At 66.2% G+C, this 25,706-nt stretch carries 28 protein-coding genes; 15 read left to right on the forward strand and 13 right to left on the reverse strand.

What is annotated here, in order from left to right; all coding sequences use genetic code 11:
• Positions 1-31: 31 nt before the first annotated feature.
• Positions 32-406 (reverse strand): DUF5318 family protein, encoded by a 375-nt coding sequence (locus NUW87_RS09340; protein WP_269028215.1) that lies wholly within the window; start codon positions 404-406, stop codon positions 32-34.
• A 58-nt stretch (positions 407-464) separates the two neighbouring features.
• Here NUW87_RS09340 and NUW87_RS09345 point away from each other — a divergent pair, with 58 nt between their 5' ends.
• The 3 genes from NUW87_RS09345 to NUW87_RS09355 all read left to right on the forward strand — a co-directional run bounded on the left by NUW87_RS09345 (position 465) and on the right by NUW87_RS09355 (position 2,440).
• Positions 465-926: a MarR family winged helix-turn-helix transcriptional regulator gene (locus tag NUW87_RS09345; protein WP_336296920.1), complete on the forward strand. Its 462-nt coding sequence runs from the start codon at positions 465-467 to the stop codon at positions 924-926.
• Between the two features lie 70 nt (positions 927-996).
• Complete coding sequence (locus NUW87_RS09350; RefSeq protein ID WP_269028217.1) at positions 997-1,971, forward strand: universal stress protein; 975 nt, start codon at positions 997-999, stop codon at positions 1,969-1,971.
• A gap of 10 nt (positions 1,972-1,981) precedes the next feature.
• Positions 1,982-2,440, forward strand: a complete 459-nt coding sequence (locus NUW87_RS09355; protein WP_269028219.1) for a hypothetical protein — start codon at positions 1,982-1,984, stop codon at positions 2,438-2,440.
• On the opposite strand, the gene trhO is transcribed toward NUW87_RS09355, so the two are convergent.
• Genes trhO through NUW87_RS09370 form a run of 3 tightly spaced genes read right to left on the reverse strand, consistent with a single transcriptional unit; the run spans position 2,412 to position 5,216 of the window.
• On the reverse strand, positions 2,412-3,320 hold the full coding sequence (gene trhO, locus NUW87_RS09360; protein WP_269028220.1) for an oxygen-dependent tRNA uridine(34) hydroxylase TrhO: 909 nt from the start codon (positions 3,318-3,320) through the stop codon (positions 2,412-2,414). The two genes, NUW87_RS09355 and trhO, sit on opposite strands and share 29 nt — an antisense overlap.
• Before the next feature lie 13 nt (positions 3,321-3,333).
• Positions 3,334-3,669, reverse strand: coding sequence for a helix-turn-helix domain-containing protein (locus NUW87_RS09365; RefSeq protein ID WP_269028221.1), 336 nt, complete (start codon positions 3,667-3,669; stop codon positions 3,334-3,336).
• Positions 3,670-3,722: 53 nt separating this feature from the next.
• Positions 3,723-5,216, reverse strand: a complete 1,494-nt coding sequence (locus NUW87_RS09370) for a DUF1846 domain-containing protein (protein WP_269028222.1) — start codon at positions 5,214-5,216, stop codon at positions 3,723-3,725.
• Positions 5,217-5,241: 25 nt separating this feature from the next.
• Here NUW87_RS09370 and NUW87_RS09375 point away from each other — a divergent pair, with 25 nt between their 5' ends.
• Genes NUW87_RS09375 through NUW87_RS09385 form a run of 3 tightly spaced genes read left to right on the forward strand, consistent with a single transcriptional unit; the run spans position 5,242 to position 8,596 of the window.
• Positions 5,242-6,048: an Fpg/Nei family DNA glycosylase gene (locus NUW87_RS09375; protein ID WP_269028223.1), complete on the forward strand. Its 807-nt coding sequence runs from the start codon at positions 5,242-5,244 to the stop codon at positions 6,046-6,048.
• A 21-nt stretch (positions 6,049-6,069) separates the two neighbouring features.
• Positions 6,070-7,647, forward strand: coding sequence for a bifunctional ADP-dependent NAD(P)H-hydrate dehydratase/NAD(P)H-hydrate epimerase (locus NUW87_RS09380; protein WP_269028224.1), 1,578 nt, complete (start codon positions 6,070-6,072; stop codon positions 7,645-7,647).
• Complete coding sequence (locus NUW87_RS09385; RefSeq protein WP_269028226.1) at positions 7,640-8,596, forward strand: NAD(P)-binding domain-containing protein; 957 nt, start codon at positions 7,640-7,642, stop codon at positions 8,594-8,596. The genes NUW87_RS09380 and NUW87_RS09385 overlap by 8 nt, the downstream gene beginning before the upstream one ends.
• Positions 8,597-8,777: 181 nt before the next feature.
• Here the strand turns inward: NUW87_RS09385 and NUW87_RS09390 are convergent, their stop codons facing one another.
• Positions 8,778-9,134 carry a hypothetical protein gene (locus NUW87_RS09390; protein ID WP_269028227.1) on the reverse strand — a complete coding sequence of 119 codons (357 nt, stop codon included), beginning with the start codon at positions 9,132-9,134 and terminating at the stop codon, positions 8,778-8,780.
• A gap of 119 nt (positions 9,135-9,253) precedes the next feature.
• Here NUW87_RS09390 and NUW87_RS09395 point away from each other — a divergent pair, with 119 nt between their 5' ends.
• Positions 9,254-10,228: a hypothetical protein gene (locus NUW87_RS09395; RefSeq protein ID WP_269028228.1), complete on the forward strand. Its 975-nt coding sequence runs from the start codon at positions 9,254-9,256 to the stop codon at positions 10,226-10,228.
• 60 nt (positions 10,229-10,288) lie between these two features.
• A complete protein-coding gene (locus NUW87_RS09400) occupies positions 10,289-11,401 on the forward strand; it encodes an MFS transporter (RefSeq protein WP_272508813.1) in 1,113 nt (370 codons plus the stop codon).
• On the opposite strand, the gene NUW87_RS09405 is transcribed toward NUW87_RS09400, so the two are convergent.
• The 3 genes from NUW87_RS09405 to NUW87_RS09415 are packed head-to-tail and all read right to left on the reverse strand — an operon-like array spanning position 11,311 to position 13,446.
• Positions 11,311-11,817 (reverse strand): hypothetical protein, encoded by a 507-nt coding sequence (locus tag NUW87_RS09405; RefSeq protein ID WP_269028230.1) that lies wholly within the window; start codon positions 11,815-11,817, stop codon positions 11,311-11,313. The genes NUW87_RS09400 and NUW87_RS09405 overlap by 91 nt on opposite strands.
• Before the next feature lie 10 nt (positions 11,818-11,827).
• On the reverse strand, positions 11,828-12,469 hold the full coding sequence (locus NUW87_RS09410; RefSeq protein ID WP_239218733.1) for an ABC transporter ATP-binding protein: 642 nt from the start codon (positions 12,467-12,469) through the stop codon (positions 11,828-11,830).
• Positions 12,469-13,446: an ABC transporter permease gene (locus NUW87_RS09415; RefSeq protein ID WP_269028231.1), complete on the reverse strand. Its 978-nt coding sequence runs from the start codon at positions 13,444-13,446 to the stop codon at positions 12,469-12,471. The genes NUW87_RS09410 and NUW87_RS09415 overlap by 1 nt, the downstream gene beginning before the upstream one ends.
• 91 nt (positions 13,447-13,537) lie before the next feature.
• On the opposite strand from NUW87_RS09415, the gene NUW87_RS09420 reads away from it, so the two are divergent.
• The 5 genes from NUW87_RS09420 to NUW87_RS09440 all read left to right on the forward strand — a co-directional run bounded on the left by NUW87_RS09420 (position 13,538) and on the right by NUW87_RS09440 (position 18,699).
• Positions 13,538-14,683 (forward strand): sensor histidine kinase, encoded by a 1,146-nt coding sequence (locus NUW87_RS09420; RefSeq protein ID WP_269028232.1) that lies wholly within the window; start codon positions 13,538-13,540, stop codon positions 14,681-14,683.
• Positions 14,680-15,282 carry a response regulator gene (locus NUW87_RS09425; RefSeq protein ID WP_239218739.1) on the forward strand — a complete coding sequence of 201 codons (603 nt, stop codon included), beginning with the start codon at positions 14,680-14,682 and terminating at the stop codon, positions 15,280-15,282. Before NUW87_RS09420 ends, NUW87_RS09425 begins: the two co-directional genes overlap by 4 nt.
• A gap of 10 nt (positions 15,283-15,292) precedes the next feature.
• The gene (locus NUW87_RS09430; protein ID WP_269028233.1) at positions 15,293-15,835 is read left to right on the forward strand and encodes a pirin-like C-terminal cupin domain-containing protein; all 543 of its coding nucleotides are present in this window, start codon (positions 15,293-15,295) and stop codon (positions 15,833-15,835) included.
• Between the two features lie 81 nt (positions 15,836-15,916).
• Entirely contained in the window at positions 15,917-17,341 is a 1,425-nt protein-coding gene (dcuC, locus tag NUW87_RS09435) for a C4-dicarboxylate transporter DcuC (RefSeq protein WP_034996569.1), read from the forward strand.
• A gap of 17 nt (positions 17,342-17,358) precedes the next feature.
• The gene (locus NUW87_RS09440; RefSeq protein ID WP_051106182.1) at positions 17,359-18,699 is read left to right on the forward strand and encodes an IS1096 element passenger TnpR family protein; all 1,341 of its coding nucleotides are present in this window, start codon (positions 17,359-17,361) and stop codon (positions 18,697-18,699) included.
• 64 nt (positions 18,700-18,763) lie between these two features.
• Here the strand turns inward: NUW87_RS09440 and NUW87_RS09445 are convergent, their stop codons facing one another.
• The 3 genes from NUW87_RS09445 to NUW87_RS09455 are packed head-to-tail and all read right to left on the reverse strand — an operon-like array spanning position 18,764 to position 19,958.
• On the reverse strand, positions 18,764-19,048 hold the full coding sequence (locus NUW87_RS09445; RefSeq protein WP_439099504.1) for a DUF202 domain-containing protein: 285 nt from the start codon (positions 19,046-19,048) through the stop codon (positions 18,764-18,766).
• A 41-nt stretch (positions 19,049-19,089) separates the two neighbouring features.
• Positions 19,090-19,455, reverse strand: a complete 366-nt coding sequence (locus NUW87_RS09450) for a YidH family protein (protein WP_034996572.1) — start codon at positions 19,453-19,455, stop codon at positions 19,090-19,092.
• A complete protein-coding gene (locus NUW87_RS09455) occupies positions 19,452-19,958 on the reverse strand; it encodes a VanZ family protein (RefSeq protein WP_269028234.1) in 507 nt (168 codons plus the stop codon). Before NUW87_RS09455 ends, NUW87_RS09450 begins: the two co-directional genes overlap by 4 nt.
• 35 nt (positions 19,959-19,993) lie before the next feature.
• Here NUW87_RS09455 and NUW87_RS09460 point away from each other — a divergent pair, with 35 nt between their 5' ends.
• Positions 19,994-20,932 carry an acrylyl-CoA reductase family protein gene (locus tag NUW87_RS09460; protein ID WP_269028235.1) on the forward strand — a complete coding sequence of 313 codons (939 nt, stop codon included), beginning with the start codon at positions 19,994-19,996 and terminating at the stop codon, positions 20,930-20,932.
• Here the strand turns inward: NUW87_RS09460 and NUW87_RS09465 are convergent.
• Complete coding sequence (locus tag NUW87_RS09465) at positions 20,922-21,929, reverse strand: hypothetical protein (RefSeq protein ID WP_269028237.1); 1,008 nt, start codon at positions 21,927-21,929, stop codon at positions 20,922-20,924. The two genes, NUW87_RS09460 and NUW87_RS09465, sit on opposite strands and share 11 nt — an antisense overlap.
• 271 nt (positions 21,930-22,200) lie before the next feature.
• A complete protein-coding gene (gene leuS / locus NUW87_RS09470) occupies positions 22,201-25,029 on the reverse strand; it encodes a leucine--tRNA ligase (protein ID WP_269028238.1) in 2,829 nt (942 codons plus the stop codon).
• Between the two features lie 258 nt (positions 25,030-25,287).
• Here leuS and NUW87_RS09475 point away from each other — a divergent pair, with 258 nt between their 5' ends.
• Positions 25,288-25,704 (forward strand): DUF488 domain-containing protein, encoded by a 417-nt coding sequence (locus tag NUW87_RS09475; protein ID WP_269028239.1) that lies wholly within the window; start codon positions 25,288-25,290, stop codon positions 25,702-25,704.
• Positions 25,705-25,706: the final 2 nt, after the last annotated feature.

A 25,706-nucleotide genomic window follows, 5' to 3' on the forward strand; every position in this document is an offset into this window, starting at 1 on the left:
CTACCGGACACCCTACCTGCCCAGTTCGGATTCACACTACTGGTACTGCTGTGACTTCTTGTAACAGATGGTTCCACTTGCACGCCGGGCAGACCTCCACCACGTGCACGGTCAGCGGCCCCACCTCAGCCACAAGCCTGTCTATCTCCTCCTCGTTGCGCGCGGTGCCTGTGCGCCTGCCCAACTTTTCGGAGTAGACCCAGCGCACGTCGCGCATCCCTTCCCCGCACACGGGGCAGGGCCGGGCGGAATCCTCGCCGTGGTGCTGCGCTGCGGCGCGGAGGAGGAAATCGGCGTCGCATACGTCGTCGATAGGCAAATGCCCCCGTTTGAACTCGCGCAGCCTCTGGCGGCGCTGCCACTCGTGGGACACCTCGTGCTCGTACGTGAACATCCTGGCAATCATAACCCCTGTCCTAGCTGCTAGATTTTGGTAAAGACTTGGAAGAAAGAGGTGCATAGAGGTGGCGCACGACGAACCCTCCGCGGAGGCCATGCGGATCGCGGCGGACATCCGCCCCGCACTGACCAGCCTGTACGTGGCGTACTTCCGCAACGCGGAAAACTCCGATCTCACCGGCCCGCAGCTGTCCGTGCTGCACCGGCTTGGTTTTCGCGGCCCCACCCGCATAAGCAAGCTGGCCGCGGAAGAGGGCGTGCGCCTGCCCACCGCCTCCAACACCGTCAACCAGCTGGAAAAGCGCGACCTGGTGCGCCGCGTGCGCTCAGTGGACGACCGCCGCGGGGTGTCTGTTGAGCTCACCGATTTCGGCCGCGAGGAGCTGGAGCGGGTCGGCGCCGAGCGCACCCGTTCGCTCGCGCAGATGCTCAACGCGCTCGATGCGGAGGCACTGGAGAAGCTGGACTCGCTGACCGGGGTCCTCAACGACCTAGCCCGCGCATACGCCACGGGGTCCGCGGACTAGCCCCTTTTCCCGTGGCAGGGGCACATGTTTATGATGTGTTTACTACCCGAAAACTCGCATACGCGGACACGTGCCAAGGAGGAAGGCCCTGAGCAGCTCCCCCGGCGCTGACGGCGCCAATTTCCCCAACGTCGCGTTGCCCGTGCGTGTGCTCGTGGGTTGGGACGTGTCAAACACCGAAGCGGTGGAGTTCGCCGCCTGGCTCGGCCGCTCGCTGCCGGTGACTGTGCAGGTCATGTCCAGCACCCAGTCCAAGTGGTCGAAGTCCCTGCCCAAGGCCTCCAAGGGCCGCAAGAAGCGCATGAAGGAAGCGCAAGCCACCTTCGACACCCGCGTGGAAAAGGCGCTGAAGGAGCACATTCCGCGCTCGCAGTGGTCGGAGGACGTGTCCCGCCTGGTGGACAGCAAGGACATCGTGCGTTCCCTGCATGAGACCGCCAACGACTTCGGCGCGGACCTGATCCTGATGGGCTCGCGCGCGAAGACGCCGAAGGGCCGGTTCCGCCCCTCCAGCGTGGCGGACGAGATGATGCGCTCCTGCCCCGTCCCGCTGGGCTTGGCGCCGCGCGGGGTGAAGCTGTCCAAGAAGGGGCTCACCCGCGTCACCTATGCGATTGTGCTTGGCGACGATCCGATGGAGCCGGATTTTTCCGGCCTGGACTACGCCACCGCGACAGCCTGCAAGCTGGGCCTGCCGCTGCGCATCATCGCGTTTTCCCCCACCGCCTACGAGAAGCACACCTCCGCCTGGAACGAGCAGACGCTGGGCATGCTGGACCACGCCCGCGACCGCGCGTGGGAGCTCGCGGCCGAGTTCGCGCCGGAGGCGTGCGACACCTTCGACGTGACCAGTTCCGTCTCTGCGGCAAAGAGCTGGAAGCGCTCCATCGACTCGGTGAAGTGGAAAAAGGGCGACATCATGTTCTTGGGCACCCAGCCGTCGCCGCAGTTCACCAGCGTGTTTGTGGGCACGCTTGAAGGCGAGTTCATCCGCTACGCCTCAGTGCCGGTGGTGGTGTGCCCGCACGCCGCGAAGGCGCAGTAGGTTGGGCGCTATGGAGCACCCGGAGAACGACCTTCACTCCCCCGCCGACCGTTTTTCGCGCGTGCGGCCGGAGCCGCGCTCCTTCGACGAGCTCGCGGACCAGCCGGATCCGCTCGAGGTGGACCGCAACAACCGCCGCTCCACCCGCCAAGCAATCGCGTTTGCGCTGGGCACGGTGGCCACTACCCTACTGCTGGCGCTGATTCTTGCGGTGATCTCGAGGGCCCAGGGCGGCCCGCTTTGCGACGGCAGCTCCGCCTGGCTCTGCACCGAGTCCTGGCGCACGTGGTGGGCCGTGACCACCTCGATCCCGCCGGTGGTGGGGCTGCTCGGCTGCGCGGTGATCACCGTGCGCAAGCTGAACCGCTACGAGCGCTGGGTCCCCTGGATCGGCGTGTTCTGGATCCCGCTGGTGCCGTTCACCATGGCGTGGCTGATTGTCACGCTGGGGATTTTGGCGACGCAGTAGCGCGCTGGGTGCACTCCGCGCAGTAGGGGTTTTTCTCCCGGCAGTCCTTACAGCTCAGGTACTGGCGGCGGCATTCCGGCTCGTTGGCGCAGTTGTAGAACTGGTTCGTGGCTTCCCCGCAGTGCACGCAGTGGCCGAGCTGGACGTAGTCCGGGTCGCCCGGGGCGCCGAACTCGGTGTGCATGCGGTCGTCGAAGACGTAGAGCGAGCCTTCCCATAATCCGGAGTTGCCGAACTTTTCGCCGTAGCGGACGATGCCGCCGTCGATCTGGTAGACCTCTTTGAACCCCCGGTTGATCATGAGGCTGGAGAGCACCTCGCAGCGGATCCCGCCGGTGCAGTACGAGATGACGGGTTTGTCCTTCATCCAGTCGTACTTGCCGGAGTCCAGCTCTTTGATGAAGTCGTGGGTGGTTTCCACATCCGGCACCACCGCGTCTTTGAACCTGCCGATTTCGGCTTCGCGGGCGTTGCGGCCGTCGAAGAACACAGCGTCGGGGTTGTCGGACACAAGTTGGTTGACCTGCTCCGGGCTGAGGTGCACTCCTCCGCCGACCACGCCGTTTTCGTCCACCTTGAGCTCCTCCGGCGCGCCGAAGGAAACGATTTCCTCGCGGGCTTTGACGCTGAGCTTGGGAAAGTCTTCCGCCCCGCCCTCGGACCACTTGAATTCGATGCCCTTGAAGTACTCGCGGGTTTTCTTGGCGTAGGTCTTGCAGGCGCGGATGTCGCCGCCGACAGTGCCGTTGATTCCGTCTTTGGACACGATGATGCGGCCTGTCAGCCCCAGACCTTCGCACAGGTCCCGCTGCCACAGGCGCACCGCTTGCGGGTCGGCGATGGGCTGGAACTTGTAGTAGAGCAGGATCTTGCTGGTCATGCCTGGCAGTCTATTACCCCCGCTTTTCCTTGAACGCGTGGGCGTCACGCGTGTACACGCGGCGGTGGGTGCCCACCTTGTGGCCGGGCAGCTTGCCGTCATCGATGAGCTTGACCACGAACGGGCGCGAGACGCCCAGCAGGTTGGCCACCTGCTGGGTGGTCATCTCCTCGTCCGGCTCTGGTGGGCGCACCAGGCGGCCCTCGGCGAGGTCCTCGAGCAGGTCGCGGACCCATACCGCGGTCTGTTTCGGCAGCGTGACGTGGTCTTTTTCCTGCGTGCGTGCGACAGCCAGGTTATTGTTGAGCTCGGCTAGCGCGTCTTCCACCGGAGATTGCTGTACCCGCATGGCCCCGACGATAAACCACAACCGAAACCAGCGCAATGGTTGTGTGGAAAAACTTAGCGCTTGTGATACAGCGCCTTCTTCCAGTACTTCGGCTCCGAGGTCGCCAACACGCCCAGGTTGCGGAAAATACCCTCGTCCACGGACCCCAGGATGGTGGTGATGTGCGCGTCGCATCCACGCAAGCTGCGCAAATGCTCCAACGCCAACGCCGCGTCCGGGTTGCTGGATGCAGACACGGACAGGGCGATGAGCACCTCGTCCGTGTGCAGACGCGGGTTCACCGAGCCCAGGTGGCGGGTCTTCAGCGTCTGGATCGGCTCGATGGAATCGGGGGAGAGCAGGTGCACGTCGTCGTCGATTCCGGCCAGCAGCTTAAGCGCGTTGAGCAGCACCGCAGCTGACGGGCCGAGCAGGTCGGAGGTCTTGCCGGTGACAATGCGTCCGTCCGGCAGCTCCAGCGCCGCACCCGGCTTGCCGGTGCGCTCCGCCACCTCCAACGCAGGAGAGACCACGACGCGGTCTTCCACGGAAAGGTCCGCCTTGCGCATCACGTTGAAGTTGCGGTCGGAGACGGTGGAGTCGGCGTCGGCGCGGCGCTCGTCCACAAGCGCGGCGTAGTAGCGGCGGATGATCTCCTGCTCGGCGGCGTGGCGGCACGCGGCGTCGTCGGAGATGCAGTAGCCCGCCATGTTCACGCCCATGTCTGTAGGCGACTGGTAGGGATCTGAGCCGGTGACCTCCCGCAGCAGCGTCTTCAGCAGCGGAAAGACGTCGATGTCGCGGTTGTAAGAGGACACCTTTTCGCCGTAGGCCTCGAGGTGGTACTGGTCGATGACGTTGATGTCGTCCAGGTCCGCCGTCGCCGCCTCGTACGCCAGGTTCACCGGGTGCGAAAGCGGCAGGTTCCAGATCGGGAACGTCTCAAACTTGGCGTAACCTGCGTCGATGCCGCGCTTGTGCTCGTGATACACCTGCGACAGGCAGGTGGCCAGCTTGCCGGAGCCCGGCCCCGGCGCCGTCATCACCACCAGGTCGCGGGAGGTTTCCACGTAGTCGTTTCGGCCAAAGCCTTCCTCGCTGACCACCTTCTCGGTGTCGTTGGGGTAGCCCGCAATCATGTAGTGGCGCGAGACCTTCAGGCCCAGGCGCGCCAGGCGCTCCACAAACGCTTCGACGTTCTGGTTGTGGCCCTCCAGCTGCGTGACCACCACGTTTTCCACCAAGAAGCCGCGGTCGCGGAACACGTCCACAAGTCGCAGCACGTCGTCTTCGTAGGTGATGCCCAGATCAGCGCGCATTTTCTGGCGCACGACGTCGCCGGCGTTGAAGCAGATGACAATCTCCACTTCGTCCTTGATCCGGTCCAGCATGGCGATCTTGTTGTCGGGGGTGAACCCGGGCAGGACGCGGGAGGCGTGGTTGTCGTCGAAAAGCTTTCCGCCCATTTCCAGGTAGAGCTTGCCGCCCACCTCGGCGCGCCGTTTCTGAATGTGCTCGGATTGCATCTGAATGTATTTTTCGCGGTCGAACCCGATCTCATACGGCATGGGAGCAATAGTACAGTCAGCCCCCGTGCCTGAGGGTCATGTGATTCACCGGCTTGCGCGCCGGTTCAACGCGGACTTCCGCCCCGCGCCAATTTCCGCGAGCTCGCCGCAGGGGCGCTTCGAGCCTTCGCTTATCGACGGCACTCCGCTCACCCACGCGTCAGCCCACGGCAAACACCTGTTTTTGCAGTTCACGGACGCGACAGTGCACGTGCATCTGGGCCTGATAGGGAAGTTTTCCTTCGAACCGGCGGACACGCTGCGCGGCCAGATCCGGCTGCGGCTGGTGCCGGACGGGGGAGCGGGCGATACCGCAGCGCACCTGCGCGGCCCGCAGAAATGCGCCTACGTCACCCCGGCGGAGCAGCAAGCGATCCTCGACGCCGCGGGCGAGGACCCGCTCTCTCCTGCGGCGGACCCGGACGCGCTGTTCGAGCGGGTGCGGCGCTCCCGGCGCCCCATCGGCTCGCTCATGATGGACCAGGCTTACTTCGCCGGCGTGGGCAACATCTACCGCGCCGAACCGCTGTTTCGCCAGGGCATTTCCCCGTTTACTCCGGGCCGGGAGCTTGGGCGCGAGCGTTTCGACGCCATCTGGTCCGACCTGGTTTCGCTGATGGCCGCGGGCGTGGCTACCGGGCGCATAGACACAGTGCGGCCCGAGCACGCGCCGGAGGCGATGGAGCGCGCCCCGCGCGAGGATGACCACGGGGGAGAGGTTTACGTGTACCGCCGCGCCGGCGAGCCCTGCTACGTGTGCGGGCACCCGGTGGAAAAGCAGCAGTTTGAGGGCCGCAACCTGTTCTTTTGCCCGTCCTGCCAGGCACTGTGAACCGCGCGTACCCTGTTACGCATGCACGACTTCACCTGGACCGCGGAGCACATCCGCCAGGCAGAACAACCGCTGCTGGAGAGCCAGACGGAGCCCGACCAGCTGATGCGCTGTGCCGCCGCGGCTGTGGCGCAGGCGGCGCGAGACATGCTGGACACGGCAGACCGCGACGGTGCAATCCTGGTGCTGGCGGGCCCGGGCGGCAACGGCGGCGACGGACTCTACGCCGGCGCGGAACTTGCCGAGCAGGGGGAGGACGTGGACGCCTACCTCACCACCGGTAGCGCGCACGAGCCTGCGCTTGAGGCGTTCCGGCGCGCTGGCGGCACCGTGTTAGACGCGATGCCGGAGAGCCCGTGGGACTACGTACTGGCCATCGACGCCATCACCGGCATCGGCGGCACCGCCGGCCTGCGCGGGGATCTCGCTGAGGTGGTGGAGTTCATCGACTTCCCGCTGACCAAGGTGTTGTCCGTGGACGTGCCCTCCGGCATCGACGCGGACACCGGCGACGGGGCGGACCTGCACGTTCACGCGGACGCTACCGTCACCTTCGGCGGGTGGCGCCGCGCCCACGTGCTGAATCCCGCGTGCGGCACGCAGCTGCTCGCGGACATCGGCATCGGCGAGGAGACGCTCTCCGAAACGCTGGAGCAGCTCAGCGACGAAGGTGAACTGGGCGATACCCTGCTCCTTTACGCCAGCCGCGCCGTGCCGCCACGCATGAAGTTCAGCGCGCCGCTCGAACCCATGCAGCCAGCGCGTGTCTACACCGTGGCGCCCCAGCCCGCGGACGACAAGTACAGCGGGGGAGTAGTGGGCGTCCGCGCTGGCAGCGAGCAGTATCCGGGAGCGGCGCTGCTGGCGGTGGCCGGGGCGCTGTACGCCACGCCGTCCATGGTGCGCTACGTGGGGCCGCAGGCCGCTGAGGTGGTGCGGGCACACCCGGAGGTCGTGGTCACGCAAAAGCTCGAAGAAGCGGGAAGGGTGCAGGCGTGGGTGTTCGGCCCCGGTGCCGGCACCGACAAGGTCGCGGCGGACGAGCTCGCCTGGATTCTGCGCCAGGAAGTGCCCGTGCTTATCGACGCCGACGGCCTCACCCTCCTCGCCGAGCACCCCGACCTTCTCGCCCAGGCCACCGCCCGCGAGCATCCGACGGTGCTTACACCCCACGACGGCGAGTTCGCGCGCCTGCTCGCGGCGACACGGCTGCCCGCCTCGAACCGCTTCGTGGAGTCCCTGCACCTGGCCAGGGAGTTGGGCTGCACCGTTGTGCGAAAGGGCCGGGCCACCCTGGTCGCCACCCCGGGGCACGACACCGCCTACGCCATCGATGCCGGCCACTCCTGGGCGGCCACCCCGGGCTCCGGAGACGTGCTCTCCGGCCTCGCAGGGGCGCGGATGGCGCACGCGGCCGCGCAACTGGGCGATCCGGGCTTTTTGGCCACGGAGGTCGACGAGTCCCTGAACCACTCCGCCAATATCCACGCCCTGGCAGCCGCGCTCGCGGCCGACACCCCGTTCGGCGAGGCCACCGCCCCCGCCAGCCGCATCGCCGAGCACATCCGTAGCGCCACGGCGGTGATGACCAATGCTTGACGCTGTCGTTGTCGGCGCCGGCCAATCCGGGCTGGCCGTGTCGTATTACCTGCGCAAATACGGCGCGGATTTTGTGGTGCTGGACGCCTCCGACACCCCCGGCGGGGCGTGGCCGCACTACTGGGACGCACTGACCCTGTTCTCCCGCGCGGAGTTTTCCAACCTTCCCGGCTGGCCCATGCCCCACTACGACGGGTACCCGCCGCGCGATCACGTCGTTGAGTATTTGACCGCCTACGAAAAGCGCTACGACCTGCCCATCCGCCGAGGTGAGCGCGTCAAACACGTGCGTCACGACGGCTCCGCCTTCCACCTCAACGGCCACTCCGCCCGCAACGTGGTGATGGCCACCGGCATTTGGTCCGCACCGTTTGTGCCCTTCATCCCCGGCTCGTTCGCGGGGCAGCAGGTGCACTCGGCTCACTACCGGCGGCCGGAGGATTTCGCCGGGCAGCGCGTCGCTGTCGTCGGGGGCGGAAACTCCGGCGCACAGATCGTCGCCGACCTTGGCCTAGCCGGGGTCGACGTGCAGTGGTTTACCCGTCGACCGCCCGCGTTCATGCCCGAGGATGTCGACGGCGAGCAGCTTTTCCGCCGCAACCGCGAGCGCTTCGTCGCCATCTCACGCGGCGAGGACGATCCCGGAGGCGCCGACTTCGGCGGCGACATCGTCCTCGTCCCCGAAGTCCGCCGCGCCCGATCACTCGACCTGCTGGACGCCGAGCCCATGGTCGGGTCGTTGGACGAGCTGTCGGATTTCGACGTGCTGATCTGGGCCACCGGCTTTCGCCCCGCACTGTCGCCCGTCCGCGGTCTGGAGCACGGCCTGGACACGCCGGGCCTGTTCGTCCTTGGGTTCGACTCGTTGAACGGCCCGGGCGCAGGCACCATCGGCGGTGTGAGCCCCTTCGCCCGCGACATCGCCTCGCGCATCGCGGGCAAGGGCTAGCACATAACCGCGGATCCAGCTATCAGGTCCTCAACAATCGCCGTTTTACGTCGAATAGCTGGGCCCTTGTAGCTGGAAACAGCCCACCGACCCAGACATCCCGGCGCGAATTTGGCGGGTGCAGACCAATAGTTGGTCCCCGCTTGATTGTCCGCAATGCGGAGTTGCGGAGTCCGCAAGCTCAGGGAAGATACCGCCTGGATGCTGTACCGACCGCCCCATAACCGCGGATCCAGCTTTCAGGATCTCGATAATCGCCGCTTAATGCCGAATACCGCAAACCGCCGAAACCCCGCAAGAACCCCCAGAAAACAGCAGAAACCGCAAAAGAGAACGCCCCACGACCCACTCGCATAAAAAACGTAAATACCTTTGAATTACAAGCGCGTAATTTACCACTCGACAAGCGAAAATGCCCCTTAAAGGGCGTACGAATGGTGAAAATTAACCTTTTATTTTGCTTAGAAGGTTGAGTTAACGTTCCGGCAACCTGCACTTTCCCCGAATTTAAACGGCTCAGGCCGTACAAGAGAGCCATGTCACCCATCTTCCGAATGCTGAGCAGTCATCCCCCTGCGCTACGCTAACGGTGTGTTAAAAAATCGGAGGATAGTAGCGCTCACCTGCGCAGCCGCAACGGCGGCGGCGGCGCTTGTCGTGCCTTCCGCCGGTGCCGCTACCGTGGGCGAGCCCAGCGAAGGCGTGTGCTCGTTGAAGGTAAATGACCCTGAACGTAAGTTCATTGACTCGCTCGACCGCAATGTCGGCATCGGTGCGGTAGATGAGCGGGCCCGCTGGGCTTCCGCGTTCGAGCAGTTGTACCCGGCCGCTTCGGATTCCGTCGCGCCGTTTTTGGAGCTGTACACCGGATCCTACGTGACCTACTTCAACAGCAACCTCGAAGCCAACATCGAGATGTGGGCGCAGCGTGTCGCCGAAAGCACCGGCGCAGACATCGATTCTTCCCGCGCGTACTTCACGCAGGTGTGGAATTCGGCTGCGGTCAGTGACCACCAGGCGTTCGACATGACCAAGTACTGGGACATCGTCGATAACGCTGTGCAAAGCGGCGAGATCACGGTGCCAGCCCGGGACGGCTTCGCAGAGTTCGCGCTGATTCCAGACCGCGATGAGTTGATTGAGCAGCAGTCGCGTGACTACCCGGCGATGCCCAAGGACCAGGTTGAGGCATGGGTTGATGCCTACGAGCAGCTGCCGGATGTGAAACAGGCGCGTCGTGTGGCTCGGTTGATGGTGGCGTTCGAAGAGGCCCGTAAGACTTGCGCCGAAGGTGGCGGCAACGCACTGCTGCCTACCGACGGCACGAACCCGGATGCCCCGACCACCACGCCGACGACGAGCACCTACGAGGTGCCGAGTGGACAGGCCGGCAAGAGCAAGGACACTGTGACCCACACTCTCGTCAACGGTAACGTCACCACGACGGTGACCACCGACAAGATGACCAGCCTGACGGTGTCTCAGACCACCCACAGGACGGAGCAGACCGCGGACACCACGTCCGGCGGCTCCTCCGCGAGCACGGGTGCGATCATCGGTGTGATCGTGGCGATCTTGGTGGCCCTTGGCGCTGCGGGCGCAGCGTTTGCGCTGGCTGACCAGCAGTCGTAACTTAACCGGGTGCCCAACACCGACCAGACCGCCAAGTTTCCTGTTGTCCCGCTGGCGGCGATGAGTTTCGCCGCGTTCGTGTACGTCACGTTCGAAATGTTCGCCATCGGCCTGATCTCGCCGATGGCGCGGGACCTAAACGTTTCCGAAGGCCAGATCGGCCTGCTCATGAGCGTGTACGCCGGGCTGGTGGCGGTGGTGACTATTCCGCTGATGCACGTCACGCGGAAGGTGGACAGGCGCTACCTGCTCATTGCGACACTGGTCTTTCTCCTCGGCGGCATTGTCCTGCAGGCCACGGCAACAAGCTACGCCACGCTGGTGGCGGGCCGTGTGACCGCGGCGTTGACCCACGGTCTGTTCTGGTCGCTGGTCAACCCGGTCGCTGCCCGCATTGCGCCGCCGGGGCAGATGGGCAAGGCGGTCGCTGCGGTGTCGTTCGGTTCGACGCTGTCGATGGTGGTTGGCTCGCCACTGACCACGGCAATGGGTTCCGCGATTGGCTGGCGCGCCTCCACCTGGGTGCTCGGCGCCGCGGTGGTCGGCGCATTGGTCATGCTGGTGATCTCCCTGCCCAGCCTGCCCGCTAGGCCACCGGCGCAGCAGACCGGCGCGAAGGCGACGCAGTCGGCCATCCCGTCCCTGGTCATCTACCTGGTGCTGGCAGTGATGGCCATCTTTGTCACCTTCACCTACCTGGCCCTGCTCATCGAGGCCACCGCCGGCCACCGGTTCGTGCCCTACGGTGTGGCTGTCTACGGCATCGCGGGGCTGGTCGGTGTGACCTTGTCGGGTCGCCTGGTGGATGCGCGCATGATCCGCCTCAACGGCATTGCCACGGCCACGCTGGTGGCCTCCGGCATCGCGGGGCTGCTCGCGCTGCACTATGGCACGGGGATCGGCATGTTCGCGGTGATCGTCGTCTTCGGCATCGCCGCGGGCGCGCTGCCCACGGTGGCCACCACGATCTTCCTGTTCGCGGGCCAGCGCAACCAGGATTTGGTCAGTTCGGTGTACGTGGTGACCTTCCAGGTGGGCATCGCGTCCGGCTCGGCGCTGGGCGCCGCCACGGTGGACCTGGGCTACTTGGGCGGCACGTTGCTGTCCACGGCGGTGCTCGGCGCGTTGGCGTTTACCGTCATGGCCACGCGCTCCCGGTCCCTTCTGCGGTAGCGCGCGGGTTCTATGAACCGCCCGGCCGCCTCCAATTCGAGGTAGCGGCGCAGGAACTCGGCGGTCTCGCCGGCAACATACGTGCGCTGGCCCCACTCTGGCACACGGAAGATGCCGTGCGGCACGCGCACAAGGTCGCGGCCGCGCAGCATCGTCGAGCCCATCTCCTGCAGCGAGGTCACGATGAACGCCTCGCCGACTGCGTACGCCACGACGTTGCTATCCAAAGCACGCAGATTATCCACGACACTGCGCCCCGCCAGCCAGTATCCGTCGCCGGCCGTCAGGGCGTCGTCAGGCAGTTGCGGAAGGGTGCGCACCTGGGGCTCGCACGACGAAAGCCCCGCCCTGCGCTCGATCTCCCTGGCAAGCAGGGTGGGATCCAGCGGGGCGGGGCCGGGGGCGCAGTAGAACACTCGCGCCAGTTTAGGCGTAGGCCGGGGCGTTGACACCGAGTTCGAAGACTTCGTCGGTGCTCTCGATCAGGGAGCGGTCGTGGGTGACAAAGCCGCAGGCGATGCCACGCTCCGTGGTGAGCTGGCGCAGCAGCTGCACGATCTCCTGGGAGCGGTCGGCGTCGAGGGCGGCGGTGGGTTCGTCCGCAAGCAAAAGTGCCGGCTCGCCCATGAGCGCACGTGCAATGCCGACGCGCTGGCGCTGGCCGCCGGACATCTCGCCGATGCGGCGGTCGCCCAGACCCTCCAGGCCGACGGTGGCCAGCAGTTCCTCCGCCCTCTCCCTTCGAGGACGCAGTCCTCGAATGTGGTCGGTGACCAGAAGCTGGTCGCGCACGTTCAGCGCGGCGATGAGGTTGGCCTGCTGGAAAATCATGCCGATCTTGTCGCGGCGCACATCGTTGTCCACCACCTCGCCGTTGAGCTTCGCGGTGCCGGAGTCCGGCGTGATCAGGCCGGCTGCCACGGACAGCAGGGTGGACTTGCCGGAGCCGGACTCGCCGACGATGAAGGTCATCTCGCCGGGCTTGGCGGTGAACTCCAGGTGGTCCAGGACGGTGCGCATTTCCTGGCCGTCCTTGAATGCGACGGTGACATCGTTGAGTTCGAGCATTATGCGACACCTCCAAGAGCCGCTTGAGGGTTAACTTTCGAGATGGAACGGGTAGCGATCAGGGCGCCGACCATGCCCAGCGCCCAGATGGCAACCGGGGGAGCGATCGCGGTGAGCGCGCTGAGGGAGAACGGTGCGCCGCCCTGCATGAGCAGGCCCAGGCCGAAGGCCGCAACGCCACCGATGAGCGCGCCGATGCCCAGGATTACCGCTGCCTGGCCGAGAGCGTCCTTGAGCAGGTACTTATTGGATGCGCCGATGGCCTTCAGGATGGCCAGGTCGCGGGTGCGCTGCATCGTCCACACGGTGAGGAAGGCGATGATCACCAGCGCGGCGATGGCGTAGAGGAAGCCCTGGATGAGCTTCAACGAGCCCTGCTCCGAGGAGTACGCCGGCAGGCCGGCGAAGGCCTCCTTCAGGCCCACTCCGCCGTCGACCTCGTGGTCTGCCAACAGCACAGAGCCGTCGGCGCCGGTGTGCATTGCGGCCTGCCAGAAACCGGTGGGCACCCACAGGACGGGGGAGTGGGAGAACGCGAGGTCCTCGCCGATGGCGCCGACGGTGATGTCGTTGCCCGCGACGGTCACGGTCTCGCCCTCGCCCACTTCGAGGGAGGGTGCGGCCACGGCTTCGTCGGAAAGCTGCTGCCCTCCGGGAAGCTCGGTGCCCTTCGGCAGCGACAGGATGGCCACGGCCGCGTCCTCGCCGTTGTCCTTGGTCATGAGCATCTGGCTGGCGCCGAGCGGGGTGAGCCCGTCGCGCGCCTCGACGCGGGAGGTGGTGAACGAGATGTCGTCCGGGTCCTGGAAGACCACGGACTTCGGGTCCAACGCCTCAAGCGCGGACGTGTTTTGCTTGCCCAGGCCGGCGGTCAGGCCCGTGAGCACGACCACCAGCAGCGTAATCAGCGCCACGGTGCCTGCGATCAGCCCGAAGCGCCCCTTGGCTGACGTGATTTCTCTGATTCCTACGAACATGGCTTCAATCCTGCCGTTGACCTGCACTGCTCCACATCGCGCGGGCGGTTGAAATCCCGGTCAACCGATCGGTTGATCTACGCTCAGACGCATGTTGTCCACCACCCGTCTGCTCGATTTTCTGCGCGTGAGCCTGCACGTGCTCGTCGCCGTGCTGCTTGCGGTGGGGCTTGTGGGGCAGCTGCGTGGCGACGCCCCGCTGGCAGCTCTAGCCCTGCCGTTGACCTTCGCCTGCGTGTACATGGCCGGCACCGTCTGGCACTTCCACGGCAAGGACTACCCGGCATGGGCGCCGTACGCCTGGCTCGCGGTGGTCGCGGCGCTGTGGGTGGGGCTGGTGCAGATGTCCGAGGAGTTCGTGTGGCTGGAGTTCCCGCTGGTCATGCTGGCGTGCGTGCCTTTGACCACGTGGTGGGAGCTCGCGGCCACCGCGGCGTTTTTGGCCGTCGCGCTATCCGCCACCGCGCCGGGCGGCGGGCCCGGCGCGGTCATCGGCCCCACCATCGGCACCGTGCTGGCGGTGATCATCGTGCACGCCTACCAGGCGCTGCGCGCTGAGGCGGACCACTACCGGCAGATGGCAGAGGACCTCAAGGCCGCCCAGCGCGAGGCGGCAAAGGCCGAGCACGCCGCGGGCGTGGCGGAGGAGCGGGCCCGCCTGGCGCGCGAGGTGCACGACACCATGGCGCAGGGTTTGAGCTCCATCGTGTTGCTGGGCCGCGCGATGGACAAACAGCTCACGCAGGGCGACCCGGCGCGGGAGACGCTGGACGTGATCCGCTCCACCGCCTCCGACAACCTGGCGGAGGCGCGCCGCTTCGTCGCCGAGAACTCCGCCGGCACGCAAGCGCAAACCCCTGCACGCGAGACGCTGCCGGTGCGCCTGGAGCGCCTGGCCCGCCACGCGCAGGACCGCCAGCGAGCGCTCGGCGAGCAGCTCGAGGTCCGCGTCCAGGCCGTTGACCTGCCAGAACCCTGCGCATCGGTGGCGGAGCGCGTCGTGCGCGAGGGCTTGAGCAACATCGTGCGCCACGCCGGTGCCTCGTCGGCGGTGGTGACCGTGGATAGGCTTGGTGCGACCGCAACCATCGACGTCTTCGACAACGGCCGCGGCATCACCGGGCCCGAGGGCTACGGCCTGAAGGGCCTGCGCGCCCGCGTGGAGGAGGTCGGTGGCGAGCTCACGGTGGAAGGCAACGTCCTCGCCGCAACCCTGCCTGTGGAGGAGAACGGATGACACTGAACGTCATGCTTATTGACGACCATCCGGTCGTCCGCGCTGGCCTGCGCGCCGTGCTGAATTCCTTCGACGGCGTGGAAGTCATCGCCGAGGCCGCCGACGGCGGCGCCGAGGTGCCCGAGGGGGTGGACGTGGTGGTCTCCGACATCCAGATGCCCGGCGCGGACGGCATCGCGCTGACGCGCCGCCTGGTCGCCGCCGGCGGGCCGCCGGTGTTGATCCTGACCACCTACGACACCCAGGCCGACGTGGTCGCCGCGGTGGAGGCCGGGGCGATGGGCTACCTGCTCAAGGACGCGCCGGAGGAAGAGCTGTATGAGGCGGTGCGGAGCGCGTCGCAAGGCAAAAGAGTGCTCTCGCCGCAGGTGGCCAACGTGCTGGCGGACCGGCTGGTCAACCCGGCCGAGACGCTGTCCGCGCGCGAGATTGAGCTGCTGCGCGCGCTGCAAACCGGCGCCTCCAACAAGGAAATCGCCCAGCAGCTGTTCATCTCGCAGGCGACAGTGAAGACGCACCTGATCCACATCTACTCCAAACTCGGGGTGGACAACCGCACCGCGGCCGTGGAGGAAGCCCGGCAGCGCCGGATCATATAAGCTGGCCGCCATGTCATTCATTGAGCTGAACGCTGGCCCCTGGCGCGGGGTCGCATTCCTCAGGGGCCTCGGCGGACCCGACGACACTCCCGCGGGCTGCAAATCCTTTGCCTGGCGGCACGACGGCTCCGCACGCCTCGGCGGTGTGCTCGAGCGCGCACAGGTGCAAGTGCTGATCAGCGATGAAGCGGTCCCCGACAAAATCCAGCGCGCCCAACCGGACGCGTTTGGCCTGCGTAGCGTGACCACCGAATCCGCGGGTGAGGCCTTTGTCTTCGCCGGACGCATGTTCGGCCGCGCCGGCACCGTGGAAACCAGCGAGCCCTGCGTGGCAGCCCAGCTGACCATCGCGCCTGAAACCGAACTGGCGGTCACCGTGTACGAGGAGTTCCAGTACGCCGTAGTCGCCCCCGACGGCGACATCACCGTCAACAACACCCCGGTGCCGCCGCACTCCGCCGGCATGCTGGACGCCGGCCACCGCACCCTGGGGCTGAAGAACCGCTCCGAGAACATCGCCCACGTGCTCATCCTGGGCGGCCAGCCGGCGTAATTTACCCGGCTTTGCGGAGACATTTGCCACACCCTGCGCATTCACCCTGCGGGGTGCGGTTTCACGCTGCATAATCGCAGCGTGCTTTATATTTTCTTCGCCATTCTCGCCGTCATCGCCGTCGGCTATTTCATTGCCAGGAAGGTCCACGCGGCCTCCTCCATCTTCGCCGTCGGCGTGCTGCTGCTCATGATCGCCGCAGCTACCGGGCGTATCGACCACTCCACCGCGGACATCGAATCCTCCGGCAACGCGTTTTACGACGAGCTGCTGATCATCGAGTCCCTGTTCAAGTCGCGCTTCGCCGGCACCGGCATGGCGATCATGGTGCTGTTCGGCTTCGTCGGCTACATGCGCCACATCGGCGCCGATGCCAAGACCGTGGTGGCGCTGTCCAGCCCGCTGCGCCGCTTCCACGGCTCCTACTGGCTCGTGCCCATCGGGTTTGCCGTCGCGACGCTTCTGTCCTTCGTCGTGCCTTCCGCCAGTGCGTTGTCGCTGCTGCTCGTGGCCACGCTGATGCCCGCGTTGATCGCCGCGGGGCTGACGCCGCTGACCGTCGGCGCGATCGTGGCCACCGCCTCCACCATCGCCCCGTCGCCGCTGGAGGCCGGCCTGATCCAGGCCGCGGACCTGACCGGCATGTCGGTGACCGAGTTCACCTTCGGCAACGTGGCCAAAGCCACCATCCCCGCGCTGATCGTCATCGCGTTTACCCACATGTGGTGGCAGCACCACTGCGATAAGAAAGACCTGGTCAAGTCCGGCGCTGGCGCGTCGGACACCGAGCTTGAGGCAGCCAGGGACGACGAGTCCGACCGCCGCATCCGCGAAGCCGTGGAACGCGCCGAGGGCCTGCCCGGCTTCTACGCCATCCTGCCGCTGCTGCCGCTGCTGCTGATCATCGTCTCCGCGGCGCTCAACCGCCTCGGCGTCATCTCGTTTGAGGCCGGCATCCTGCCAGTGACCGTGGTGTCGCTGATGATCACCATGATCATCGAGGCGATCCGGCTGCGCGACGTCAACTACGCCGCCGACTCGTTGCAGGAGTTCTTCAAGGGCCTCGGCGAGGGTGCAGCCGGTGTGGTTTCCTTGATCGTCGCCGCCGCCATCCTGGTGGAGGGCATCACCCAGATGGGCGTGATCGAGGGTCTGACCAACCTGGCGCAGGCATCCTCCGGCGCCGCCGTGCTGATGGTGCTGGTGTTTGTGCTGGCCACCGCCACCATGGCGCTGCTCACCGGCTCCGGCGTGGCGCCCTACTTCGCCTTCTCCGAGATGGTGCCGGGCATCGCGGCGGACTCCGCCGTGTCCGCCCCGCAGATGCTCACCTCCATCTGGGCCGCCTCCAACACCATGCGCCAGGCCTCCCCGGTCAACGCCGCGGTGCTCATCGTCGCGGGTGCGCTCCAGGTCAACCCGATTGACGTGGTCCGCCGCACCGCCGTGCCGCTGACCGCGGGCGCGGTGACCGCCGTGGTGTGCGCCTTCCTATTCGTAGTTTAGGCCGTAAGGTTGCCGGTATGACCGTTTCAGTGCTCATGTTCGTGGAGGGCACCTCGCCCGAAATTTCCCGCTGCGTCAACGTCGAAGAGACCATGACGCTGGGCGAACTCTCCCAGATCATCGACGCCTCCCTCGGTTTCACCGGCGCCGCCACCCACCTCTACGTCAGCCAAGAAGGCGCGCAGCGTTCCGTCTACACCGCCGCGCCCGGCCCCGGCGAGCACCAGGAAGACGAGCTCACCGTCGCCGAGATGCGGCCCATGACCTACGTCTACGACCCGGCGGCCAATTGGAACATCCATGTCGAGGTTCTGGGTCCCTCCAACATCGAGGGCCCTACGCCCATGCTTATCGACGCAGCCGGGCCCGACGTCGTCGAAGCCTGCTCGGGGCCAGAGCTGATGACCACCTTCCGCCACCAGGCCCGCCTTTTGGCCGCCGGCATCGAGCCGGACTTGGAGACCATCACCCTGATGTTTTCCTACCTGCCCGTCATGCCGCCGGAGCGCATGCTCGACCGCATGACACAGGCCGACCCGGTCTCCGTGGCCACCCGCATCGGCAACGTCGCCGAGGAGATGTTCTTCGACGAAGTCGCCGCCGCCGATGAAGGCACCGATGGCCCCGGCCTGGCCCAGCACTTCGACGACTTCCTCCAGTCCCGCCCGGACCTGCTCCAGATCATCGACATGGACCCGCACCCGGAGCGCAACCCCACCATGATCAATGCCGTGACCGAGTTCTTCGGCGAAATGCTCGGCGGGCCGGACGGGGTGGAGGTTCCCGACGTGCCGAGCATGCCTGGTCCGCCGGCGGTACAGAGCGTGCCGGGCGTGCCTGGCTTCCCCGGCTTCGGGCCAGACTCCTTCGACGATCTACCCGATCTCACCGATGTTTTCGCCGAGCTCATGCGCATTTTCTCCCCCGGGGTGCCGTACGAGCACGGGGGGATGCCTGCCTCGTTCGCCGTGGAAGTGCGCGACCTGACGGAGCTGCCGTTTCCCAACACTGTCGCTGACCTGCTCCTCGACGCCCGCCTGCTGAAAAAGCGCGGCGGCGAGCTGACCCCCACCAAAGCAGGCCTGGCTTTTCTCAACCACGACAACCCTATTCCCAAGGCCGCCGACAACATCCGCCTCGGCTTTGAAAAACTGATGGGCGAGGAAATTTGGCGTTCCATCGTGGAGTGGGTCGTCGACGACGAACCGCTTAACCCAGAGGCGGAGAGTTGGCTGTTCTGGCTGGAGGCTTTCGGCATCCTTCGCGAAACCGCCCCTGCCCAGATTTTCTGCACCGAGCAGGGCCTGCAGCTGCTGGAGATGCACTACGACCACTACACCAGCGGTCGGCGCTCGTAAAAGTTAACGGCTCGTTTTCGCGACCTGGGGAAATAGAGCGCCACAATCGCCGGATTGTCAACCGTTACGAGAGCCCGCCCGCTGACACCACCAGGTACAGACCCAGCCCGCCGGTCCCGAGCGTCATCGCGCTCAACAGGAACACGGCTGCGGCGTTGGGTTCGCTGCGCTCGTCGGCAAGCGCGGATGCCTCGAAGCGGTACGCCCGCCGGTTCAGCGCCACGATCACCAGCGCACCTGCCGCCAACGCCACCGACGCCACCACGATCAGCGCGGGGTAAGCACCGGCCCACCGCAAAAGCGTCGCCGCGCAGACGAGCATGGCCAGCGCGGTGCGCGTCCAGCTCATGGCGGTGCGTTCGGCCTGCAGGCCGGGATCGGCGACGGCGATCATGCGAGCAGGCTCACCGCCACAACCACCGCCGCGACAAACACCACCACGCACAAAACGGGGATGATGGCGGGGGCGGGCAGGGGCTCGTCGTGACGCAAGGCCCGCTCGATGCGCACCCAGCGCACCGCGGCACCTGCGGAAATGGCCATGGCGATCATGATGACTGCGGCGGCTGCAACGCGGCGCACGCCGGGTTCGATGCCAGGCAGCTCGAACGCCTCCAGCGCGATCCCGCCCGCGAGAAACGCCAGCGCGGTGCGGGTCCAGGCGAGGAAGGTGCGTTCGTTGGCCAGCGTGAAGCGCGGGTCGGGCTCCCCGCCGTCGGGGAAGACCCGCCTGGTAAACCATCCGCGCTCGCTCATGCGCTCAACCCTAGCGCCGCCCACACGGTGAGCACTACCGCGCCGGCCGCGGCGATGCTCCACAGCACCGTTGCGCGATTGCTTTTCGACGTCCCTCCGGCCACCCCGGCCCCCAGCGCCGCCCCGGCGGTGTTGCAGAGCACGTCGTCAGTATCGCTGTAGCCCCACGCGAACAGGTACTGCGTGACCTCGATGCCGAGGCTGCACACAAGCCCCACCAGCACCGCGCGTGCTACCGAGCCGCGGTGGGCGATGAAGCCGACCGGGGCGAACAGCGCGATGTTGCCGAACAGGTTTAGCCACGGCCCCCACCACACGCGCGCGTGCTCGAAGGTCTCCAGCGGGTTCAGGCGGACCTGGCTGAGCTGGTGCGCCTCCGCCGACCACAGCCCCGGAATGGACACGAACGCCTTGCCCACCGTGAACGCGAGCACGACCAAGGCAGTCACGACCACCGCCGCGACGTGGGCGGCGGCGTTGTTGGTTCTGCTCGCTGATTTCACCCGGCCCACCGTACTGTGCGCCTATGCTGGCGACCATGAACCGCAGCTTGATTGTCACTGAGAATGGACCGGAGATCGTAGAAACGCAGGCGGCATTCGCGGGCGAGGGCGACACCCTGATCAACGTGAGCCACTCCTCGGTGAACTACAAGGACGCGATGGCGCTATCCGGCAACCGCGGCATCCTGCGCGAGCTGCCGACGGTGCCGGGCATCGACGCGGTGGGCACCCTCGAGGACGGCACGCTTGTCACCGTCAACGGCCGCGGCATCGGCGAGCGCCGCCACGGCGGCTACACCCCGCAGATGCGTATCGACGCTAAAGACATCACCCGCGTGCCCTCCCGCTTCACCGCGGAGGATGCCGCCGCGATCGGCACCGCCGGTTACACCGCCGCCCTTTCGGTCGCAGGTCTGGAGCGGGCCGCACTTGCGCCTATCGACGGCCCCGTGCTCGTCACCGGTGCCACCGGCGGCGTCGGCTCCATTGCCGTGCAGCTTCTCGCCGCGCGCGGATATGAGGTGTGGGCGTTGACCGGGCGCGTCGATAAGCATAGCGCCTGGCTGAAGGAACTCGGTGCCGCCGAGGTGCTCGACCGCGCCGAATTCTCCGAGCCGGGCAAGCCGCTGCAGAAGGCGCGCCTGGCGGGTGTGGTGGACACCGTCGGCTCGACCGTGCTGGCCAACGCGCTGACGCAGCTTCGCTGGGGCGGGGTGGCCACCGCCTGCGGCATGGCCGCCGGCAACGACCTGCCCGCCAGCGTCCTGCCGTTCATCCTGCGCGGGGTGCAGCTGGTGGGCATCAACTCCGTCGACGCTCCAAACGACATCCGCGACGAAGCCTGGGCGCTTCTCGACGAGTCCGTAGACACCAACGCCATCCGCACCGAAGAAGTCGGTTTGGATGGCGTAGCGGAAGTTGGGCGTTCGCTGCTCGATGGTGGGTGGAGCGGACGCGCCGTCGTTAAGCTGTAGCTTCTTTCGGCACCGGACCGCCGGAGATCTGGCGGTACGCGTGCGCCGCAGCCAGCGTCGTTGCCGGCGCGGTGACAATAAGGCCGATGAACAACAGCGCCGCACCAACGATGTTCACCAAGAAGGCCAGCACCACGAAGCCCAAAATCTTCAGGTAGTTCGACGCTCCAGCCTTGAACCCGCCGGAAAAAGCGTTACCGAACGAGCCGTTATTATCCGCCGCGTACCACATCTGGAACATGAAAAACGGCGTGACCAAAAGGCCAATCAGGCCCGTGACAGCCAGCGCGCCCAGAATCGGACGCGCCAGGTTCCACATCTCCTCCGCGGAGACATTTTCCGGGTTATCCGGCAGCGTTGCCGGATCGATGGAAGCCAGCGCGCCGAACGCGAGCACCATGAGGAGAATCATGGAAACAATCCCGGCCACGACGCCGATCAGCGCCGTCACACCCAGCGTCTTGCCGTACGCCGGCGCCTTCGCGTCGCTGTAAGTCAGCTGCTTCACCAGCGTCTGCTGCAAGGCCACGCCATACATCCACGGGGTAAACGCCAACATGCCGATCGGGCTGATCAGCGAGCCCGCGCCCGGCAAAAACTGGCCCAGCAACACTAGCACCGTGTACACCACGCCCAGCGGGATCCACAGCTTCGCGTTGGAGAACACGGCCTTCACGCCCCAGGTCAGCGCCTCGATGACCTCGAGCTTGCCGGTGCCCTTCACGTGGAACCAGCCATTCGACGCCGGGTCGTTGATCGGGTGCGGCGAGGTGCCGTCGCCGGGGACGTTGTCCGTGAGCTGCTGGCCGTGGAAACGCAGCGCCGAGGCGCCGGCCATCGACGCCGCGGTGTTCACCTCGAAGGCGTCGTAGGAGTTGGCGGAGCTGGGGGAGCTGGGGGAGTTGTAGGCGGAGTAGCCGGGCCCGTTTTCGGGGTGGCTGCCTTCCGGGTGCTCCGGGTACGGCTCGTACCCGCCGCCATTGTATGGGGTGGACATGCACTCATCCTTCGTGATCGTTGGTCGCGTTCACTTGGGATTTTATCAGTCACACCAGTCACAGACCTCGGTGGCGGGCGGGCCGTCGGCACGGCTCTCAATGCGAAATTGTTCACCCCGCCGTGAACAATTCCGCAGCGGAAGTTCAGCGACCTGGGGAAAGTGAACAAATCTACCGCTCAAGGGGGATTTGTTCACCGGGGAGGCCCCGGCGGGTGAACAATTTTGCAGGGGAGGGGCCCAACCCCGCCGGCGACGGGGCCCGAGACCCCTACTTCACCACCAGGTTGACCATGCGGCCCGGGATGGCGATCACCTTGACCACGTTCTTGCCGGCGACCAGGTCGGCCACGCGCTCGTCGGCAAGTGCGGCGGCTTCGAGGTCGTCCTTGGTGGCGTCGGCGGCGACGTCGATGCGCGCCTTGACCTTGCCGTTGATTTGGACGGGGACCTCGACGGTGTCGTCAACCAGCCACTGCTCGTCGAACTCCGGGAAGGGCTCGAAGGTGATGGTCTCCGAGTGGCCCAGCACCGACCAGAGTTCCTCGGCGATGTGCGGGGCGAGCGGGGAGACCATTTGCACCAGCGGCTCAACGGCATCGCGCGGTGCGCCGTTCGGGTAGGTCTTGGTCAGGTAGTTGACGTACTCGATGAGCTTGGCGGCGACGGTGTTATCGCGCAGGTGCTCGTAGTCGTCGCGCACGCCGACGATGGTGCGGTGCAGCGCCTTGAGGTCGTCTTCCGTCAGCGAAGCGTCCACCACGGAGACCTCGCCGGACGCCTCAGAGACCACCAAACGCCACAGGCGCTGCAGGAAGCGGTGCGCGCCGACGACGTCCTTCGTCGCCCACGGGCGGGAGGTGTCGAGCGGCCCCATGGACATCTCGTAGACGCGCAGGGTGTCGGCGCCGAAGTCACGCACCACATCATCCGGCGCGACGGCGTTCTTCAGCGACTTGCCCATCTTGCCGTACTCGCGGTTGACTTCGGCGCCGTTGTAGAAGAACTTGCCGTCCTTTTCCTCCACCTCCGCGGCCGGGACGTACACGCCGCGGGAGTCCGTGTAGGCGTACGCCTGGATGTAGCCCTGGTTGTACAGGCGGCGGTAGGGCTCCTGGGAGGTGACAAAGCCGAGGTCAAACAGCACCTTGTGCCAGAACCGCGCGTACAGCAGGTGCAGCACGGCGTGCTCGACGCCGCCGACGTAGAGGTCCACGCCGCCCGGGTCGTTCGCGCCGTGCTCGTCGGGGTGCGGGCCGGTCCAGTAGCGCTCGTTCTCAATGTCCACAAAGGCGTCGGCATTGGTCGGGTCGATGTAGCGCAGCTGGTACCAGGAGGAACCTGCCCACTGCGGCATGACGTTCGTGTCGCGCCAGTACTTCTGCGTCCCGTGGCCCAGGTCCAGCTCCACCTCGACCCAGTCGGTGGCCTTCGCCAGCGGCGGGGCGGGCTCGGAGTCGGCGTCCTCCGGGTCGAAGGCGACCGGGTTGTAGTCCTCTACCTGCGGCAATTCGACCGGCAGCATGTCCTCGGGCAGCCCGTGCGCCTGGCCGTTTTCGTCGTAGACGATCGGGAACGGCTCGCCCCAGTAGCGCTGGCGGGCGAACAGCCAGTCGCGCAGCTTGTACTGGATCTTCTCGGAGCCCTTTTGCCTATCGACGAGCCAAAGGACCGCCTTCTCAATCGCCTCGCCCTTGCCCAGACCATTCAAATCCAGGCCGTCTTCATTGGCGGAGTTGATGTGGGCGGCGTCGCCGGTGAACGCCTCCTCGGAGACGTCGCCGTCGAGCACCGGGGTAATCGGCAGGCCGAAGACGGAGGCGAACTCGTAGTCGCGCTCGTCGTGGGCCGGCACCGCCATAATCGCGCCGGTGCCGTAGCCGGTGAGCACGTAGTCCGCGATGAAGATCGGCACCTCTTCGCCGCTGACCGGGTTCACAGCGTAGGAGCCGAGGAACACGCCGGTCTTTTCCTTGTTCTCCTGGCGTTCCACGTCGGACTTCGCGGCGATGGAGCGCAGGTAGTTATCCACCGCTTCGCGCGGGGTATCTGCCCCGCCGGTCCAGCGGCTGTCTACGTCGGCGGGGTAGGAGGCGGTGACCAGCTCGTCGACAAGCTCATGCTCCGGCGCAAGCACCACGTAGGACGCGCCGAACAGGGTGTCCGGGCGGGTGGTGAAGACGGTGATGTCGCCGGCGGGGGACTCAAAGACGACGTCCGCGCCGCGGGAACGGCCGATCCAGTTGCGCTGCATGCTCTTGACCTTCTCCGGCCAATCCAGCAGGTCAAGGTCGTCGAGCAGGCGGTCCGAGTAATCGGTGATGCGCATCATCCACTGGCGCAGACGCTTGCGGAAGACCGGGTAGTTGCCGCGCTCGGAGCGGCCCTCGGCGGTGACCTCCTCGTTGGCCAGCACGGTGCCGAGCCCCGGACACCAGTTGACCATGGAGTCGGAGAGGTAGACGAGGCGGAACTCGTCGATAGCCTTGTGCTTCTCCTCCGTGGTCAGGTCGCGGAAGTTGCGGCCGTCCTTCGTGGTGCGCGCGCCGGACATGAGATCGCGCACCAGGTCCTCGATCGGGCGGGCCTTCTGCTGCTCCTCGTCGAACCACGCGTTGTAAATCTGCAGGAAGATCCACTGCGTCCACTTGTAAAACTCCGGATCCGTCGTGGCGACGGCGCGGCGACGGTCATGCCCCAGGCCCAGCTGGTCCAGCTGGCGGGTCATGTTCTTGATGTTCGCCTCAGTAGTCGTGCGCGGGTGCGTGCCCGTCTGAATCGCGTACTGCTCCGCCGGCAGCCCGAACGCGTCGTAGCCCAGAGTGTGCAGCACATTCTTGCCCAGCATGCGGTTGTAGCGGGCGTAGACGTCCGTGGCGATGTAGCCAAGCGGGTGGCCCACGTGCAGGCCAGCGCCCGACGGGTACGGGAACATGTCCTGGACGTTGAGCTTGTCCTTCGGCAGCTCCTCGCCGGTGGCAAGGTCGCCGACCGGGTTGGGCGCGTTAAACGTGCCGTGCTCGCGCCAGTGCGCTTGCCACTTCTGCTCGATGGTGTTGGCCAGTTCGGCCGTATAGCGGTGCGGGGTCGCCTCAGTCATGGTTAGACAGTGTAGTTAAGGGCCCTTGCCTATCGACGCACCTCCGGCCCTCCCCGCGCCCACCCCTTGGGCGTCGATAGGCTTCGGCGCCGAACTAGCAGATCTTTTGGGCACCGGTTTCGTAAGATCTGACATCCCGGACAAACGTCCAGCTTTAAACCTGCAGGCCACAGACTTATGCGCGGTTTCGCATATTAACTGTTGCGAGCCGGGCGAAAGCAACGCCGCAAGGCGGCCGCAACCGCTACAGTCGCAAACATGCGGCTCTACACCATCGGCTACAGCAAGAAGACCGCGGAGGAGTTCTTCGACATCCTGCGGGACAACGGCGTAACCCAGGTCGTGGATATCCGGCGGCACAACACGAACCAGCTCGCCGGATTTACCAAGCAGTCGGACCTGCCGTGGTTCCTCGACACCATCGCGGGCATCGGCTACTCCCACGAGCTCGCGCTGGCGCCCAGCGAGGACCTCATGCGCGCCTACCGCAAGGAGGGCCTGCCGTTCGACGAGTTTGCGAAGCAGTTGCGCGCCGAGTTCGCCGAGCGAGAGATGCCCAAGCTTATCGACGGCTCCGCTCTCCTCTGCTCAGACCCCGACCCCGACACCTGCCACCGCTCCGTGGCGGCGGAGTACCTCGCGGAGAAGGACGACGTTGAGGTCGTGCACCTCTAGGT

The sequence above is a fragment of the Corynebacterium pilbarense genome (assembly GCF_026930265.1).
In the GTDB taxonomy this organism is placed as follows: domain Bacteria; phylum Actinomycetota; class Actinomycetes; order Mycobacteriales; family Mycobacteriaceae; genus Corynebacterium; species Corynebacterium pilbarense.